This is a genomic window from Nocardiopsis sp. NPDC006198, from assembly GCF_040613895.1.
GTDB lineage: Bacteria > Actinomycetota > Actinomycetes > Streptosporangiales > Streptosporangiaceae > Nocardiopsis > Nocardiopsis tropica.
The window spans coordinates 1-16,064 of sequence record NZ_JBEXSY010000100.1; the positions used below are offsets into that span (position 1 = coordinate 1).

The 16,064-nt window shown below is 71.2% G+C and carries 14 protein-coding genes; all 14 read right to left on the reverse strand.

Annotation, left to right across the window (positions count from 1 at the left end; all coding sequences use genetic code 11):
* Window positions 1-108 precede the first annotated feature (108 nt).
* Complete coding sequence (locus ABZ234_RS32735; protein WP_355014623.1) at window positions 109-1,506, reverse strand: condensation domain-containing protein; 1,398 nt, start codon at window positions 1,504-1,506, stop codon at window positions 109-111.
* A 45-nt stretch (window positions 1,507-1,551) separates the two neighbouring features.
* Entirely contained in the window at window positions 1,552-2,868 is a 1,317-nt protein-coding gene (locus ABZ234_RS32740) for an MATE family efflux transporter (RefSeq protein WP_355014624.1), read from the reverse strand.
* Entirely contained in the window at window positions 2,865-4,019 is a 1,155-nt protein-coding gene (locus tag ABZ234_RS32745; protein WP_355014625.1) for an acyl-CoA dehydrogenase family protein, read from the reverse strand. The genes ABZ234_RS32740 and ABZ234_RS32745 overlap by 4 nt, the downstream gene beginning before the upstream one ends.
* Window positions 4,003-4,674, reverse strand: a complete 672-nt coding sequence (locus ABZ234_RS32750; RefSeq protein WP_355014626.1) for an acyl-CoA dehydrogenase family protein — start codon at window positions 4,672-4,674, stop codon at window positions 4,003-4,005. Before ABZ234_RS32750 ends, ABZ234_RS32745 begins: the two co-directional genes overlap by 17 nt.
* Window positions 4,671-5,570, reverse strand: coding sequence for a hypothetical protein (locus ABZ234_RS32755; protein ID WP_355014627.1), 900 nt, complete (start codon window positions 5,568-5,570; stop codon window positions 4,671-4,673). Before ABZ234_RS32755 ends, ABZ234_RS32750 begins: the two co-directional genes overlap by 4 nt.
* A 7-nt stretch (window positions 5,571-5,577) precedes the next feature.
* Window positions 5,578-5,862 (reverse strand): acyl carrier protein, encoded by a 285-nt coding sequence (locus ABZ234_RS32760; protein WP_355014628.1) that lies wholly within the window; start codon window positions 5,860-5,862, stop codon window positions 5,578-5,580.
* 4 nt (window positions 5,863-5,866) lie between these two features.
* On the reverse strand, window positions 5,867-7,159 hold the full coding sequence (locus ABZ234_RS32765) for a type III PLP-dependent enzyme (protein ID WP_355014629.1): 1,293 nt from the start codon (window positions 7,157-7,159) through the stop codon (window positions 5,867-5,869).
* On the reverse strand, window positions 7,156-8,532 hold the full coding sequence (locus ABZ234_RS32770; protein ID WP_355014630.1) for an ATP-grasp domain-containing protein: 1,377 nt from the start codon (window positions 8,530-8,532) through the stop codon (window positions 7,156-7,158). The genes ABZ234_RS32765 and ABZ234_RS32770 overlap by 4 nt, the downstream gene beginning before the upstream one ends.
* A gap of 19 nt (window positions 8,533-8,551) precedes the next feature.
* Window positions 8,552-9,487: a 3-oxoacyl-[acyl-carrier-protein] synthase III C-terminal domain-containing protein gene (locus ABZ234_RS32775; RefSeq protein WP_355014631.1), complete on the reverse strand. Its 936-nt coding sequence runs from the start codon at window positions 9,485-9,487 to the stop codon at window positions 8,552-8,554.
* Complete coding sequence (locus tag ABZ234_RS32780) at window positions 9,484-9,768, reverse strand: acyl carrier protein (RefSeq protein WP_355014632.1); 285 nt, start codon at window positions 9,766-9,768, stop codon at window positions 9,484-9,486. The genes ABZ234_RS32775 and ABZ234_RS32780 overlap by 4 nt, the downstream gene beginning before the upstream one ends.
* A 27-nt stretch (window positions 9,769-9,795) precedes the next feature.
* Window positions 9,796-11,526 carry an acyl-CoA dehydrogenase family protein gene (locus tag ABZ234_RS32785; protein WP_355014633.1) on the reverse strand — a complete coding sequence of 577 codons (1,731 nt, stop codon included), beginning with the start codon at window positions 11,524-11,526 and terminating at the stop codon, window positions 9,796-9,798.
* The gene (locus ABZ234_RS32790) at window positions 11,523-13,286 is read right to left on the reverse strand and encodes an acyl-CoA dehydrogenase (protein WP_355014634.1); all 1,764 of its coding nucleotides are present in this window, start codon (window positions 13,284-13,286) and stop codon (window positions 11,523-11,525) included. The genes ABZ234_RS32785 and ABZ234_RS32790 overlap by 4 nt, the downstream gene beginning before the upstream one ends.
* On the reverse strand, window positions 13,283-15,088 hold the full coding sequence (locus ABZ234_RS32795; protein ID WP_355014635.1) for a fatty acyl-AMP ligase: 1,806 nt from the start codon (window positions 15,086-15,088) through the stop codon (window positions 13,283-13,285). The genes ABZ234_RS32790 and ABZ234_RS32795 overlap by 4 nt, the downstream gene beginning before the upstream one ends.
* A gap of 498 nt (window positions 15,089-15,586) precedes the next feature.
* A complete protein-coding gene (locus tag ABZ234_RS32800; protein WP_352983065.1) occupies window positions 15,587-15,892 on the reverse strand; it encodes a hypothetical protein in 306 nt (101 codons plus the stop codon).
* Window positions 15,893-16,064: the final 172 nt, after the last annotated feature.

Sequence of the window (16,064 nt, forward strand, 5' to 3'; positions counted from 1 at the left end):
GGCCCCGGGGCCCGCCCCCGCCGGGGGGGGGGGGGGGGGGCCCCCCCCCCCCCGGGGGGGGGGGGGGCCCCCGCGACCAGCTGCGGAAGGGGGCGCGGACCGTGCAGATCAGGCGGTCGGGCCGACCAGCTCCAGGAGCTGCTCCGTGCCGTGGTCGTGGCCGTGCTCGACCGCGGCGACCAGCAGGGCCTCGATCCGCATGAGGAACTCCTTCATCCCGTCGGAGCGCAGCCTCAGGGAGTCGGCCTTCAGGGTCAGTTCGACCTCGTCCGTCCCGGACGCCGAGACGTCGAGGAAGAACAGCAGGTTGTCCCGCTCGACCCCGGCGCCGGTCCCGGTCCGGGTGTGGGCCAGGGCGGTCCTCACATCGTCGGCCGAGGGGGCGACCGGTGCGGTGCCGTCCCCTCCGGCGGGGCGCAGGTCGTTGAAGAAGTAGGCGAGTTCCAGGTCAGTTCCGCGCTCCTCCTCCGCCTCCTCACGGAGACGGGCGGTGGCGGCGCGCTCGCAGTAGGCGTTGCGGTAAGCGTTCACCGAGGCGGACCACGCGCGCCGCGCGACCGTGGCGAAGTCGTCCCCGGAGAGGTCGATCCCGGTCGGGACGTCCTGGGCGAGATTGCCCACGTAGTCACGCAGCATCGTGCGCGTCCGGTTGCCCGCGATGAGCACCATCGTCGCGTGGGGGGTTCCGGTGGCCCGTCCCAGCAGGAGCGCGGTCGCCGCCAGCAGCACCGCCGAGCTGCCGACCCTGTAGCGGGCGCCGAGCGTCCCGGCCGCCAGCGCCACCGCCCTGGAACGCATCCAGACCGTCGGATAGCGCGGCTCGTCGGGTCCGTCCCCTGTCTCGGGGAGAAGGCTCGGCGTCATGGTCCGGAGGTGCTTGCGCCAGTACCGCAGGGAGCGCTCCTGGACACGCAGCCCCTCCTCCGAGCGCTCCCACTCCGCGAGTTCCACGGGTTGGACGGGGGGCGGGTCCAGGGTTCTCCCCTGCACGAGCGCTGCGAGTTCGCCGGCGAGGATCCTGAGGCTGGGGAAGTCCGCGGCGATGTGCGAGACGGTCAACAGCACCACGAGGGGCGCACCGTCGAGCACTCCGACGCCGACTCTGATCGGCCACTCCGTACCGTGGTCGAAGCGGTGGCCCCTGACCGAGGCCTCCAGGTCGCTCACCAGGCCGTACAGGTCGGAGTCCCGGTCGCTCCGTGCCTCACAGACCTCGACGGTGACCTCGCCCCCGGCCGTGACCCGCTGGACCAGGTCCCCGCCCGGATCCCTGAAGAAGTGGCTGCGCAGGGCGCCGTGGCGTTCGCACAGCTCGCGCAATGCCGAGAACACCCGGTCCAGGGAGACGCCGTGGGCGAGTTCCACGGGGACGACCGAGTTGTAGAAGGAGGTGTCCGGCATCATGTACTCGATATCGGTCCAAATGCTGCGCTGCCCCACCGTGGTGGGGGCGAGGGCCGGTCGACAGCCGTGGACCGCGACCCTCTCCGTGCGGAGGTCCGCCATGGTTTGTCCTCGTTCCGTTCCGCTGTGTGCAGGGGGGCGGACCGGCTAGGCAAGGGCCTTGGTGCCCGGATGGGCCAGCCGGCGGGTGTGGCGCAGGACGGCGGCGACCACGACCGCCCCGAGAAGGTTGACGGCCGCGATGGCCTGGTACAGGGGCGCCGCTTCCCCGGCGTCGCGCGCCAGGTAGCCGCCGACCGCGCAGATGGCCACGAAGTAGGTGGTGTTCAGGGTGACGGCGAGGGTGCCCGCCCCGGTCTGCTCCAGCACCGACATCCCGGCCAGCACCACTCCGAGGATCAGGTAGGTGGGAGCCACCAGCTCCAGGTACCGGGCCGCCTCCGCGGCTGCAGCCGGTTCCTGTGCGAGCACCCCCGCGATCCGGTCGCGCCCGAGCCAGCACGCTGCGGCGACCAGGGCGTACAGCGTCCCGGTGATGACGAGCCCGGCCCGCACCACATGTCCGAGCCGGTCGAACTCCCCCCGGCCGCGGAACTGGTTCACGACGATCGCCGTCGCGGACCCGATCGCCATGCCCGGCACGATGATCATGGTCTGGAGGGTGTAGGCCACCGCGAAGCCCGCGACGGTCGCCACTCCGAACACACTGACCACCCAGGTCAGTACGAAATTGCTGGCGAAGATGACCGCGTGGGCGCTGCCCACCGGGAGCCCGACCTGCCGGAGCAGGGCGGTTTCCCGGCGCAGGCCGACCGGTCGGCCCCGGTTCCACAGGTCGCTGCGGAAAAGGAGCCAGAACCCGACCGCGGTGCCGAGCGCCCCGGCTCCGGCGATCGCCACCGGCACCGACCACAACCCCCAGCCGGCGCCTCCCGGCAGTCCCAAAGCCGCGACCCCGGCCACCTCCGCGCCGCCGGCCAGCAGGAGCAGGGCGGCGGCCGGACGGGGGCGCTCCGCCCCCCGGAGCGTCGCCGCGAACACGACCGGGCCGACCCCTGTGAGCTGTGCGAGCGCCACCCACCGTACGAACCGCACGAACTGGTCGCGGACCTCGGGCTGCACGGACAGCAGATCCGCCAGGAGCGGAGCCGTCAGCAGGAAGGCCCCGCTGACCACGGCCGTCGCGCCGAGACCGAAGCGGGCCAGCCACAGTGTCGAGGCCACCGCCGAGTCGAACCGGCGCCCCGCGCCGAGGGCCACGGCGACCTGTGTCGTCACCGCTACGCTGATCTGGACGGCGATGAAGGCGAAGACCACCGGCATGAAGAGGGAACGGACGTAGAGCGCCTCGTCGCCCATGGTCCCGATGAGTGCGATCAGCACGACGGGGACCGCGGTGCCGATGCCGTCCGCCAGCACCATCGGCCCCGCGTAGCGGAGGACCTCCCGCCACTCCCGCGTCATCCGATCCTCCCGGTCACCACGCCCTGCGCGACGTTGAGCTGCTGGACGTGAGTCGTTCCCTCCATGAACTCCACTCCTCGGGCGTCCCGGGCCAGTTTCTCCGGTCGCGGATGGGAGAACCTCGCCCCCGGACCGAGGAGTTCCAGGGCACGGAGCGTGGTCTCCTCCGCGAGGCGGGCCGCGCTCGCCTTGGCGGCGGACGCCAGGTGCCCCCGGGCGGGGTCGTGGTCGACATCGGCCGCGGCCCTCCACACGAGCTGGCGAGTGTCCACCAGACGGTCCTCCATGTCCGCCAGCGCGTGCCCTCCTCCCGGTCCCAGGTCGGACCGGTGCTGTGAGAGGTAGTCGTGCGCGGCTTGGGCGATACCGAGCGCGAGTGCGGCCACACCCGGGCGGAACTGGTTGAACATCCGGACGGCCGCGTGCATGCCGCGGGAGGAGGCGCGCAGGTGGCGCCCCAGGACCTGGTCTCCGGGCACCGCTACCCCGTCGAAACGCACCGCGCAGATACGGGCGCCGCGCAGGCCGATGGTGGGCAGCGGTGAGGCGTGGAATCCGGGGATCCCGGTCCGCACCATCACCGCCGAGACGCCCAGGGGGCCGGGACCGGTACGGGCGAACACCGTGCCCAGCCGTGCGCGTGAGGCGTTGCCGACGTAGCGTTTCTCCCCGGTGAGCGTCGCACGGTCGCCGCCGGGATCCGGCGTCAGCGTCGTGGCCATGGCCGACGCGTCCGAACCGTGGTCCGGTTCGGTGAGCCCGAGAAACGTCCACACCGGCTCGTCGGAGAAGTGCTCGAAGAACCACTTCTGTTGTGCGGTGTCCCCCAGTAGGGCGACCAGGCCGCCCGAGAGCGAGGGGCCTGGTGCGGCGAGGAACGCCCCCGCGTCCCCGCGGCCCAGGGCCTCGACCGCGACGACCCTCTCCAGCGCCCGGTCCCCGTGGAAGGAGTGTCCGGACAGGCGCAGGGCCGAGTCCTGGTACTCCGGGGGGATCATCATGCGGGAGACGTACCGGAAGGCCGACACGTCTGTGAACCGGTCGACTCCGTCGGGGTCGTGGTCCAGTTCCGCCCCGAGTTCCTCCAACTCGTCGCCCCACTCGCGTGCGGCTCGCTGGAGCACGCGCAGCCGGTCATCCAACTCGATCATCGGGCTCTCCTCTCCGGTCGTCGGTCGCGGACTCGAGGTAGGCGTCCGCCATCAGCTCCGACAGGTACGCCACCTGGCCGGGGCCGTCGGACAGGAACCCGGAGGCGCCGTACAGGCGCAGGACCGTTCTGTCGGCTGTGGTGAGGCGGCGACTGGCTCGGCTCAGCGCAGCGGCGGCGCCCGGTTGTGACGCGACGCTGTCCAGCAGGCTCTCGGCCATGGCCTGCTCGGTGGCGGCGTGGGCCAGATCGGCGCGGACGAGTTGTCGGTGGATGAGGGCCGTCCCCTCGACGGTCCGCTTGCGTAGCCGGCCCACGACCTGCCGGCGCAACCACAGCGACAGGCCCAGGCGAATCGAGGCGACGGCGGCCCGCCATTCCGGCGTGGCCGGATTCTCCGGTGTTCCGGTCGACGCCAGCAGGGACCACCGGTGGCCTGCCACTGTGATCTCCCCGACCACGGCGGTGGACGCCGACAGGGTCGGGCCCGCGGCTGCGCGGGCCAGGGCGAACCCGGAGGCGCCGAAGACCGGAGGGGCGGGCTCCGCGCCGGTCAGCGCAGCCCAGGCCTCGGCCGGTTCGCCGAGGCGTGCGGGTTCCCACCACGCCCCGTGCCCCTGGGGCCCTGCACGGTGTGCGGCACTCGTGGCCGTCATCGGTCCTCCAGGTTCGTGGCCGCCGCACAGAAGTAGCCGAGGGGCGGGTCGTACTCCACGACGACCACGGCCCGCCCCGGCGAGGTGAGACGCAGGTCGTGCAGTCCGGTCCACACCGACGTGCAGACGAGGCCGACGGGACCGCGCCGGATCTCGGTGTCCGGATCGTGCACGTGGACCGGGGGAACGCCTCCGCCGAGGACGAAGGTGACCGGCCCGGAGAACGCGCGCCGCACATCGGTGTGGACGTCCGCGACCGCCCGGGCCGCGTCGGCGGCGTCGAGCCCGGTGGCACGCCAGTGCAGCATGTCCCCGGACGGGGCGCCTTCACCGAGGAGCAGGCCGATCCCGACCTCGTGGTCGGGCACCGGCGTCCCCCCGGGGACCTCCCATGGCAGCTCGCCCTGGTCCAGCGCGAGCACCAGGGCCCGACCGTCGGGATCGCCGTGCAGGTATTCGGCGGCGATGCGCAGAGCGGTGAAGGGTGTCGCCGCCCGCTGGTCGGACACGGAGAAGGCCGTGGTGGGGCCGTCGGAGGCGTGCACCAGCGAGGCGCACACCGAGTAGCCGGGCTGACTGTCCGGCAGGGAGTGGGCGAGGACGATCCGGTCGATGCGCTCCCCCTGTGCCCGGGCCTCCGCGAGGAGGCCGTGAGCGAGTCGGTTGTACACGGTTCGGGAGGGGGCCGTGGCCGGTGTGCTCCGGTAGGCGCTCCCGTAGGAGGAGGCCATGTCCCCCAGGTACTCGTCGATCGCGGCCTGGTGCTGCGCGGCCGCGACCGCCGGGACCGAGGCCGTAGACGTCGACCGGCGGAAGCTCCCGAGCAGGCGCACGGGTAGACGACGTGCCCTCACGAGGGTTCCGTGCTCCCCGGTGGACTTCTGTGCGGTGACCATGTCCCGGCTATTCCGCCTGCAGCGCGGAGATGAACCCCGCCAGGCTCGCCACCGTCTCGAAGTGCCCGTGTTCGAGCTCTTCCGTGTCGAATTCGAGCCCCATCTCGGCCTCGATCTCGACCAGCATCTCCAGGATGTTCGTCGAGTCGAGCCCGAGGTCGTCGAACAGCCCCGTCGAGGCGGTGATCTCCACGTCGGACTCCGTGGTGAACCCCGCCAGGATCCCGGCGATGCGCTTGATGAGTTCCTCGTCGTGCGTCGCCTGTGCGATCTCGGCGCCGGATGATTCCATGTCCTCAACCTCCGTTTGTTCTCGTGGTGGCCAACTCGTGGTGCACGGGCTGGCGGCTCAGGATGTCGGAGACGCTCTCCCGCTCGTGAACGAGGAGGGGCGTGCCCCTGTGGACCAGGACCTCGGCCGGGTATCCGTGGCTGAGGAACCGCGTGGGGGATGCGGTGGGCCCGTACGCGCCGGAGCGGTGCACTCCGATCAGGTCCCCCACACGGACCTCGGACAGCGCGACGTTCTTCCCGAGGGTGTCGTTGGGTGTGCACAGCGGGCCGGTCACCTGCCACAGCTGCTCGGTGGGCTCCTGCGCACGGTTGAGGATGCTCATGGGGAAGTTCCTCTTGGCGAAGGAGCCGATGCCGACGGCGGCCATGTGGTGGTTGGTCCCGCCGTCGGTGACCGCGAAGTGCTGTCCCATGGACTCCTTGACGTAGCGCACGCGCGTCACGTAGAGCCCCGCGGTGGCGGTGAGGAACCGACCCAGCTCCATGAGGACGCGGGTCCGCGGGTGCCGGGCGCGGAATGCCTCGACGATCGGGTTGAGCTGCCCGGTCAGGGCGTCGACGACCAGGTCCTCCTCACCCTGGAAGTAGGCCACGCCCAGGCCGCCGCCGAAGTCCACCGTCTCCAGTGGAAACTGCAGCCTGTCGGCCAGACGCTGTGCCATGTCCAGGATCTGCGCGGTGTTCTCGACGACCACGTCCGACGACAGGATCCTCGTACCGAGGTAGGCGTGCACCCCCATCAGCCGTACGGACGGGAAACGCGCGGCGAGGCCGGGATCGGCCATGAGGATGCCCTCGTCGATGCCGAACTGGCGCGGCTTCCCGCCCATCCTGAGCCCGGCCCCCTTGGCGGCCGACTGCGGGTTGACCCGCAGTGCCACCGGCGCGGTGATCCCCATCTCTCCGGCGATCTTGTTGATCAGGTCGAGTTCGCCGTAGGACTCGCAGATAAGCGAGTGGATCCCGGCGGTCAGCGCCGCCGCCACCTCCTCCTCGCTCTTTCCCGGGCCGAGGAAGATCGTGTCGGCGGGGGACACCCCGGCGGCCCGTGCCACCGCGAGCTCGGCGGCAGAGGACACCTCGGCCCCGGCGCCCAGGCCTCCGAGCAGCGAGCAGACCGACAGGTTGGGGTTGGCCTTGAGGGAGTAGAGGATGTCGACGGACGGGTGCAGCCGACTGCGTATCCGCTCGTAGCCGTGTTCGAGCTCCTCGCCGTCGTAGACGTAGAGGGGGGTTCCGAACTGTTCGGCGATATCGGTGACGGGGATCCCCTGGATCCGGTGCCGTCCGGTCATGCGCGACTCACCTCTCCTTCCTCCAGCACCGACAGGACGCTGCCCAGTCGACCGTCGAGGGAGGCGATGCTCTCCTCGTCCGGCCCGACCAGGAAGGCGTACAGCCGACCGTCGAAATACCGTTTGCCCTGCGTCGGCCCGCCGACGGCGTTGACCGTGGCGAAGTTGTTGATGACGACCCCGGTGTCCCCCGGGCCCTTGACCAGAAGGTGTTCGATCTCCTTGCGCAGCAGGGCGAACGGCAGCCGGGCGTGCAGGCGCAGCGGATACTGCCGGGCTTCGGCGCTCGAGCCCTCCCACATGAACGTCTCCTGCAGTACGGCCTGGTAGGTCGACATGTTGTAGCGCGCGTTGATCTCGATGACCGGGTATACGTGTCCGTCGGCTCCGACGAGCGCGTCGATCCCGGCCACGCCCTTGTAACCCTCCGCGGCGAGTGCCCTGCCGATGGCCAGGCCGGCCCGGTGGATCGCGTCCTCGTGCTCGGCGGAGAGCCCGGCCGGTATCCGGTGCCCCTTGTGGACGCCGTCCGCGGTGAGCGCCTCCTTGACGAAGTCGAACTCCACGGTCCCGTCCTTGGCGATGAGCACCTGGTAGTTCAGGTCCTTGGCCTTGGGGATCCACTCCTCCACAACCAGCCCCAACCTGCCGCCGCGGCGGTCGGCGCGCTCCGCCGTACGCTTGAGCCAGGCGAGGCGGCGCTCGTCGCCCACGACCATCACGCCCTTGCCGGACACCCCGTAGGCGTCCTTCACGACCACCTTCCGTCCCTGTGACAAGTGGTCTTCCGCGAACTGCACGGCGTCGGCGAGGTCCTCGGGCGTCTCGCAGCACATGCCCGCGGGTTGGCGCAGGCCCAGGCGGTCGGCCAGCCTGCGACTGAAGATCTTGCTGTTGACCCTCTTGCAGAGTTCGGCGGGGCTCGTGGCCAGACCGAGTCCGCACTGCTCCGCGAGCCGCTGCTCCAGCTCGGACATGCCGTGGGGGGCCAGGTAGGCTCCCGCGCGGCCGAGTTCGGTCAACATCCCCAGGGTCGCCGGGTCTTCCAGGACGTCCTCGGTCACGGTGCGTCCGGCCTGCTGGACGCTCACGGCGTGCGCCTGGGGCAGGGACAGCCCGTAGTCCTGGAGGTAGGCGTGGAAGTCGGGGTCGGGCGCGGTCTTCAGCAGTACGTGGTCGGACGGTCCGCCGAGCAGCAGCGCGAACTCGTCCATGCGGTGGGTCACGGCCCTGGCGGTGTCAGAGGAGATGGTGGGAAGGCCGACCACCCCCTTCGCCCACTGCTCCTCCACCTCGATATTGCCGAGGAGGACGAGGACGGGGTCGGGTTCGTCGGTGAGCGCCCGCTTCAACCGCTTCGTGAACTCGGTCATGGTTGGCGATCGTGTCCTTTCAGTGCTGGAAGACCATGGCGGAGAACGTGGCGCCCAGACCCACCGCGGCCATCAGGTAGTGGTCGCCGGGATGGAGCAGTCCGCGGTCGACGGCCGACCGGTAGTTGATGAAGGAATCCGCGCAGAAGCAGTGCCCCGTCACGGGAACGTTCTCCAGGAACATGCGCTCGGCCGGATAGCCGATGCGCTTCCCCAGCCGCCGCCACGAATGGCGGTTGACGTTGTGCGGGAGGATGAGCCGCAGCTCCGCCTGCGTGATGCCGGCCTCGGTCAGCGCACGCGCGATCACCTCGGCCAGCGTCTCCTCGTAGACCTCCTGGAAACGGCTCGCGAACTCCGGTTCCATCCACAGGCCGGCGGAGAACTCGCCACGGGTACGGGAGACGTAGCTGCGGAGCGTATCGCTGCCTGTGTCGCCGGTCCGGAGGAGGACGGCGGCCGTGCCCTCGCCCATGTAGGTCGTGTCTGGGATGAACTGCGCGAGCCGGGTGAAGGTCTTCTCCCCCGTGAACACCAGCCCGAGGGCCTCGGGGTTCTCCTCCGCCCGGAGCAGTCGGCCGACCAGGTCTACCGCGAGCAGCCCGCTCGCACAAGCGTGCTCGGTGACGGTGAACGCCTCGGCGTGCTCCAGTTTGAGCAGGCGGCGTGCCTCGTGCAGGGGGTTGGCCGGATAGGGGGCGACCGTCTGCAGGGTTCGGGCGTGCACGAGGTAACGCACCTGGTGCTCCCGGCCCCTCAGGGCGGTCATCTTGCCCGCTGCCGCGGACAGGAGTTCGGCGAGCGTCCGGTCCGGGGCGCGGCGCACCTCGGACAGGCCGTGGAACCGCTTGTACAGGCGCAGTTGGCGGGGGGTCTGGCCGATCCTCTCCCCGATGTCGTCGATCGCCACGACCCCGGGGGGCAGATACGTGGACACTGCTTCGATCGCGGTCATCGCGCTGCCGGCCCCTGGGTGCCGACGGTGGTCGCCATGAGGTGTTCGACCAGCTCGCGGATGGTTGGGTGGTCCCACAGGACGGTGTCGGAGACGGTGACCCCCAGGTGGTCCTCGATGTCGGCGCAGAAGGTCAGGGCGTAGACGGAATCCAGTCCGTAGTCGGCGAACAGGGTGTCGATGTCGATCTCTCCGGGATCGCGCTGCAAGTGGGTGGCCATCTGCTGGGTCAGCCACCGGGTCAGATCTTCGGCGGTGGTCTCGACTCGGCTCTCGGACATCGGATCACTCCTTGGGGCGGGCAGGCGTCAGCCGGGCAGCCTGCGCCGGTACAGGTCGAAGGACTCGGCGGCCGCGTGCCGCTCGGCGAGTTGGGAGTACAGGTGCTCGCGCAGCGGGCCGAGGCCCTGGACTCCGGGTCGTCCCATGCGCGTGACCAGGCGGTTCAGTGCGGCAACCAGCCAGGCGGGATCCTGGAGGGAGGGGTCCTGCCGTACACCGGCCTCCCGCCAGACGTTGAGGCAGGCCGATGCGGCCAGCAGCGCCGCGTAGCGGGCGGGAAGGCGTAGTACCGCCGGCGGGGCGTCCACCCCGATGTCCGCCGCGCGCAGCTCGGCACAGGCTTTGCGCAGGTCCTCGGTCTCCTCGCGCAGCTGTGCCATCAGCATGCGCAGGTCGTCCGCGTCCGAACCCTCTGCCGTGCCTCCGTCCGCGGCCTGGTCGATTCCGGTTGCCAGGGCCGTCAGCAGGCTGTCCCTGCCCTTCCCGGAGAGGCGCAGCCGCTCGAAGGGCAGGCGGCCCAGTTCGACGCCCGGGCGGAAGACCTCCGGGGGAGCCGCGGGGCCCTCCGCCCACCCGCGACGGGCGAGCACGGGCAGCTGGGGCAGCATCGTCACGAGGCAGGCGACGCGGGCCGCGTGCCCGAAACCAGCCGGTTTGAGGTCGCGCAGCAGCTTCTGGAACGCTCCGAAGCGTCCGTCCCGCAGATAGAAGCTCGCCCCGAGCACGGCGGACAGGCTGTTCATCGCCTCCAGGAGGTGACCCGAGACCTGGTACTTGACGGCAGAGGAGTGAACGCTCGCCTGTTCCGGCAGGAGGTGCGCGCCCCGTGCGGCCACGGTCGCGCAGCAGTCGCTGATCAGCAGATCGACGAAGGCGTCGGCCAGTTGGGCTCGTACCACCGGCAGCGCTGAGACCGGCTCGCCGTACAGCATGCGCTCCACCGCGAGCGTCTGCGTCAGCCGCAGGCCGGAGTCGAGCACCCCGCAGAGCATCCCCGGCAGCGCCGTTCTGGTGAGCTGGAACGAGCGCAGCGCGGTTTCGATGCCGTGGCCCTCGACCCCCAGGACGGCCGCGTCGGGGACGGGGCAGTCGCGGAACTCCAGGCCGCCGAGCTGCACGCCCCGCATCCCCACGCCGGGCCTCCGTCGCAGGTCGGCGATCGAACCCGGGGGGAGCACGGCCTTGTCCACCAGGAGCTGTGAATGGCTGCGGCTTCCGGGGCGCTCGGAGGTCCGGGCCAGTACCACGAGGGCTCGCGCCCGCCGGATGTTGGTGACGACCTCTTTGCGGCCGGAAAGCCTGAGCCGGCCGGAGGGGTCCCGTGTCGCGGCGCACTCGGTGCTCGCGAAGTCGTTGCCGTGGGGGAGCTCGTGGTAGGCGGAGGCGATCCGATGGCCGCCGAGCAGCAGGGACGCCGCGGTTCGGCGCTGTTCCCCGTCCCCGGCGAGCCAGATGTTGACGCCGGCGATGAACGAGCTGAACCCGTAGCCGAGCCCCAGGGACGGGTCGCGGCGGAACACGGCCCGCATCACGGTGACGAACCTGTCCAGGCCCATCAGCCGGCCCCCGTACTCGGCGGGGACGAACTCCGCGTTCAGGCCGAAGTCCGCCAACGCGCGTTCCCCGGCCGGGAACATCTCCTCGGCCTCGTCGGCCTCCAGGACCGGTTGGAACCCCAGCGGGTTGTCGGGGTCCGTAGGATCTCCGAGGCGGCGCTCCAGAGCGTCGGCCCCTCCGCCTCGCGGTCGTGAGCTCATCGGCGGTGCTCCTCACCGTTGTCCAGCAGGCTGGGCAGGCGGTCCCTCTCGGCGAGGCGGGCCTCCAGCGAGTCGGCGACGGCGCCGTACACGCGGTCCGCCTCGTCATCGGCGTGTCCGTCCAGTCGCGAGAGGATCCACAACAGTGCCGCCTGGAGCCGCAGCTCCCCGAACTCCGTGTCCGTGTGCCGCCGGTCGGCCCCGGTGAGAAACATGTGGATCACGGCCGAGGCCGCGACACAGAGTTCGTAGGACCGAGCCGCGTCGAACAGTTCGGCTTCGATCCTGGTGGCACGAGTGTCGTATCGGGCCAAGCGTTGGTGCAGGCGCTCGCACCGGTCGAGGACGCGCTCGGCCGACCGGATCGCGGGCGTCGACGCCCCGGACGCCCGCAACCCCTCCACCGCGCCGGGCAGGGCCTGCACCAGGCTGCAGCCGGTGCGCGACACCAACTGGAGTCTGCCGCCCCCCGGCGGCTGCTCGTCCGCCCCTGTCGCGGCGCGGACCCCGGCCTCCAGCCGGTCGCCCCGGTTCCAGCATGCGACCAGACGCGGGAACTGGCGGATCAGGGCCTGGCGATTGACATAGCGGTTCCCGTCGAAGATCCCGACGATCCGGTGGTCCCTCTCCAGTTTCTGGAAGCTCCCGTGGTCGAGCTCCTCCCGCAGGAAGGCGCGTGCGCCGAGGAGCTGACCGCACTCGGCGATGACCTCGTCGACGATCTCGGGGACCAGGGCCTTGACCACGGCCGAGTAGACGCTCATCTCCCCGGGGAGGGAGCGCACCGCGCGTGCGGCGGCCGAAGTCAGGGCTTCGGCCGCATGGCAGGCCGCGTACTGCGCTCCGAGCGTGGTGCGGACGTGGGGCAGTTCGGCCAGGAACCTTCCGTACAACCTTCGGTGCCCGACGAAGTCCCAGGTCGAGTGGAGTGCGTGGTCCGCGGCGCCGAGGGAGAGGCCCGCGCATATGGTCCGTGTGAGCTGAAAGGCCTTCAGGACCAGTTCGAACCCGGAACCGGCGGGGCCGACCGTGTTCTCCTCCGGAACGATCGCGCCGTCGAAGACGATCCCGCTGATGTCCGCGCCGCGGATGCCCACGGTGCGGGCCTTGGGGAGGTGGGAGTAGCTGCCGGGCGCCAGTGCGTTCTTGTCGGCCATGAGGAGCGTGAAGTCCCGGGGCCCCTTCCGGGGTCCGGTACGGGCCAGCAGGCACAGGAGGTCGCTGCGGGTGGCGTTGTTGACCGGCCACTTGCGGCCGTCCAGGCGGTATCCGTCGGATACCGGTTCGGCTGTCAGCTGCCCGGCCAGCAGGTCGCTGCCGCGCCCCGGCTCGGTGAGTCCCCAGGAGACCGCCGCTCCGCCGGTGATCCGGTCGGCGAGCCGACGGGCCTGTGCCGCGCTCCGTCCGTCGCCGGACTCCTCGGCCGCGAGCCAGCTGGGAGCACCGCCCAGGAACGTCTTGACGTGGGCGATCGCCACCGTCAGGTCCTTGCGGGAGACGGTTCGGATCACCTCGACCAGGTCGGTGTAGTCGTCCAGGCGCCCGCCGAGGTCCCGGGGCACGTAGTAGTGGGGGACACCGATACGGTCCAGTTCGAGACAGGCCTCCCGCGGGAACTCCTCCGCCTCGTCCAGGCGTGCGTTGAACGCCGAGGTGAAGGCCTCGGAGCGGTTCAGGTGGTCCGCCATGTCCGCGACCGCCATGGGAGGGCCGGCCGCTCCCGTGCCGCTGGGCGGGGGGAACTGTGCGGTCTCGCTCATCCCGCGCTCCTCCGGGAACCGTGGTAGACGTCCGGGACGAGTCCGCCCAGCGTCGGGTGGATCCGCGCGGCCAGGGGTTGGAGGGCCCCGCGGAGGAAGTCCGACCGCATTTCCAGCCGTTGGATCTTGCCGCTGGTGGTCCGCTTCACCCCTCCGGGGCGGACGAGCACGGTGCCCCCGAGCACCATGCCGAACTCGCGGGAGGCGAACTGCTGGATGCGCGTGAGTGCCGCCTCCAGACGCTCGGTGTCGGCGCCACGGGGTCGTGCTTCGTGGACGACGACGACCTCTTCTTTGTCCTCCGACCCGAGCACCGTGAAGGCGGCCCCGTACCCGTTCTCCAGGAGGGGGTCGGCCGAGCGGGCCATCGCCTCCAGGTCGTGCGGGTACAGGTTGCGGCCGTTGTAGATGATGACTTCCTTGATCCGGCCCGTGATGTAGAGCTTTCCCTCGTGCACGGCGGCCAGGTCGCCGGTGCGCAGGAACCCCTCCTCTCCGTCGGTGGTGGCGGCCCGGAAGGTCACGTCGCTGGAGTCGGGGCGGTTCCAGTACCCGTGGGCCACACTGGCCCCGCGGAGCCAGACCTCGCCCACCGTTCCCTGTGGCAGCACACGCCGGCTCCCGGGGTCGACGATTCTCAACCGCATGTCCTCGCCCCCCGCCTCCACGTCGCCGCAGCAGACGATCTCCCGGCCGGGCTCCTCCGCGGGAACCGGGTGGAACTCGCCCTTCTCCAGGCGTTCGGGGTCGACCCGGGCGACGCTCGGAGGCAGGTCACGGGTGTCGCATGTAGCCACGAGCGTCGCCTCGGCGAGTCCGTACCCGGGCGCGAACGTCTCGGGGCGGAACCCGATGGGGCCGAACCGCTCTCCGAACCGGCGCAGCGTCGGGGCGCGCACGGGTTCGGCGCCGGTGAAGGCCGATCGCCACCCGGAGAGATCGATTCCCTCGGTCTGCTCGTCGGTGATGCGGCGGACGCAGTAGTCGAGGCCGAAGTTGGGCGACGGTGAGAAGTCGAGGCCGAAGCGGTCGATCAGGCGGAACCAGGAATGCGGTCGACGCAGGAAGGCCGAGGCCGACATGTGGAGCGTGCGGGCGCCGAAGCAGAGGGGGAACAGGAACAGGAACAGCAGGCCGAAGTCGTGGTGCATGGGGAGCCAACCGCCGAACCGGCTCTCGGAGCCGGCCCCGGAGAGGCGCCGCATGTACTCGGCGTTGTCGATGATGTTGTGATGGCGCACCACGACACCGCGGGGCGCGCTGGTCGAGCCCGACGTGAACTGCAGGAAGGCCACGTCGTCCGGGCCGACACCGGGGTCGGCCCAGGCATCGGCCTCCGGAAGGAGTTCTTCGCGGTCGGTGACGACGACGGGAAGCGGGGCGTCGAACGAGGAGACCCAGGTGTCGACCTCTTCCGCTCCGGAGGCCTCGGTCAGAAGGACGGACGCCCCGACACTGTGGACCATCTCCCGGAGGCGGTCGCTGCGGTGCCGCTGACCGTCGGGTAGCGGGGCGACCGCAGGGACGACCCCGGCGTAGAGGCATCCGACGAACGCGGGGAAGAACGCCGCACCGGGGGTGTACAGCAGGAGTGCGCGGTCCCCGACGGAGAGGTCGCGCTGCAGGAGGCCGGCGACCCGGCGGGACTCGCGGTCCAGAGCTGAGTAGGTGAGGAACCGAGCCTCCCCGTCCATCGGGTCGGCGACGAAGCCGGCGGCCTCCTTGTCGGGAACGGAGCGCGCGTACGCCATGAGACGGGAGACGAGTGTCGTGACCGCGCCGGTCTCTTGTATTTCATCCACAGAATTCGACTCCGCTGCTCAATACCCCCGGAACACGCTCATCGTGCCCGGGGTGGAAGAGCGCTACAAGGCTCGATCCGGCGGACGAACAGCCGTGGCCGATCGGGCATGTCCGGTCTTTCCCCGGTACACGTGGGAGAGGTGGTCGTGGGGGTTCTCCGCAGCGTCGGAGAGCTCTTGTGGGGCCGTTCCGGCGGGGTGTTCAACCGTGTCGGGTGGGCTGGGCTGTTCGGTGCCGCCCAGGCGTTCGATCCTGTCGCGGCTCCCCGGGGGCGCGCTCTCGTCCTCAGGTCGGCGCCGTGGTGTCGTCGACCGCCTGTCTGCGGGGACCGGGGAGCGTGATCGGGATGCGCGGCATCAGGCCGGGACCGTCCGCAGGACGGTGTGCATGCCTTCCACCCATGCGGTGGGGGGTGAGGTGCCGGGCTGTCGACCAGGGAACGGGGCGGCCCATTGCCCCGACGGGGCCCTCCGCCCACGCCCTCCCGCCTGCGCGGGTCAGAGGTCCAGGACGGTCTGGCCCGGGGTCTGGCGGTCGCGTTCGCCGCGGCCGCGCCCCAGGCAGCGGCGGCACGTGACGGGCCCGGAAGAGGCGGTCAGCCGGAGGGGGTCGACGGCCGCGTGGCAGGCGATGGCGGGCACGGCCACACCGGCCCACATGTGCGTGGCGAGCTTGTGCACCACGTCCCCGCGTCCGATCCGGACGCCGGAGGCGTGGGCGAGCTCCTCGCGGCGCCGGCGGAGCGTGGCGGCCAGGTGTTCGACGTCGGGCTCGGGGATGCGCGGCTGGTCAGGGTCGGTCATGACTCCAGCATCGCCCACGGGGGTGACTGTCGGGGACGGGGAGCGCGCCTGCGGCGCCCCCGCCTCGCGCCCGCGGCGCCCCCGCCCCGCGAACGCCGGCGGCCCCCCCGCCGGGGGGTGCGGGGGGCGCCCCGCGGCCCCCAAGGGAGGGAGGCGGGAGCCGAGACCCCCA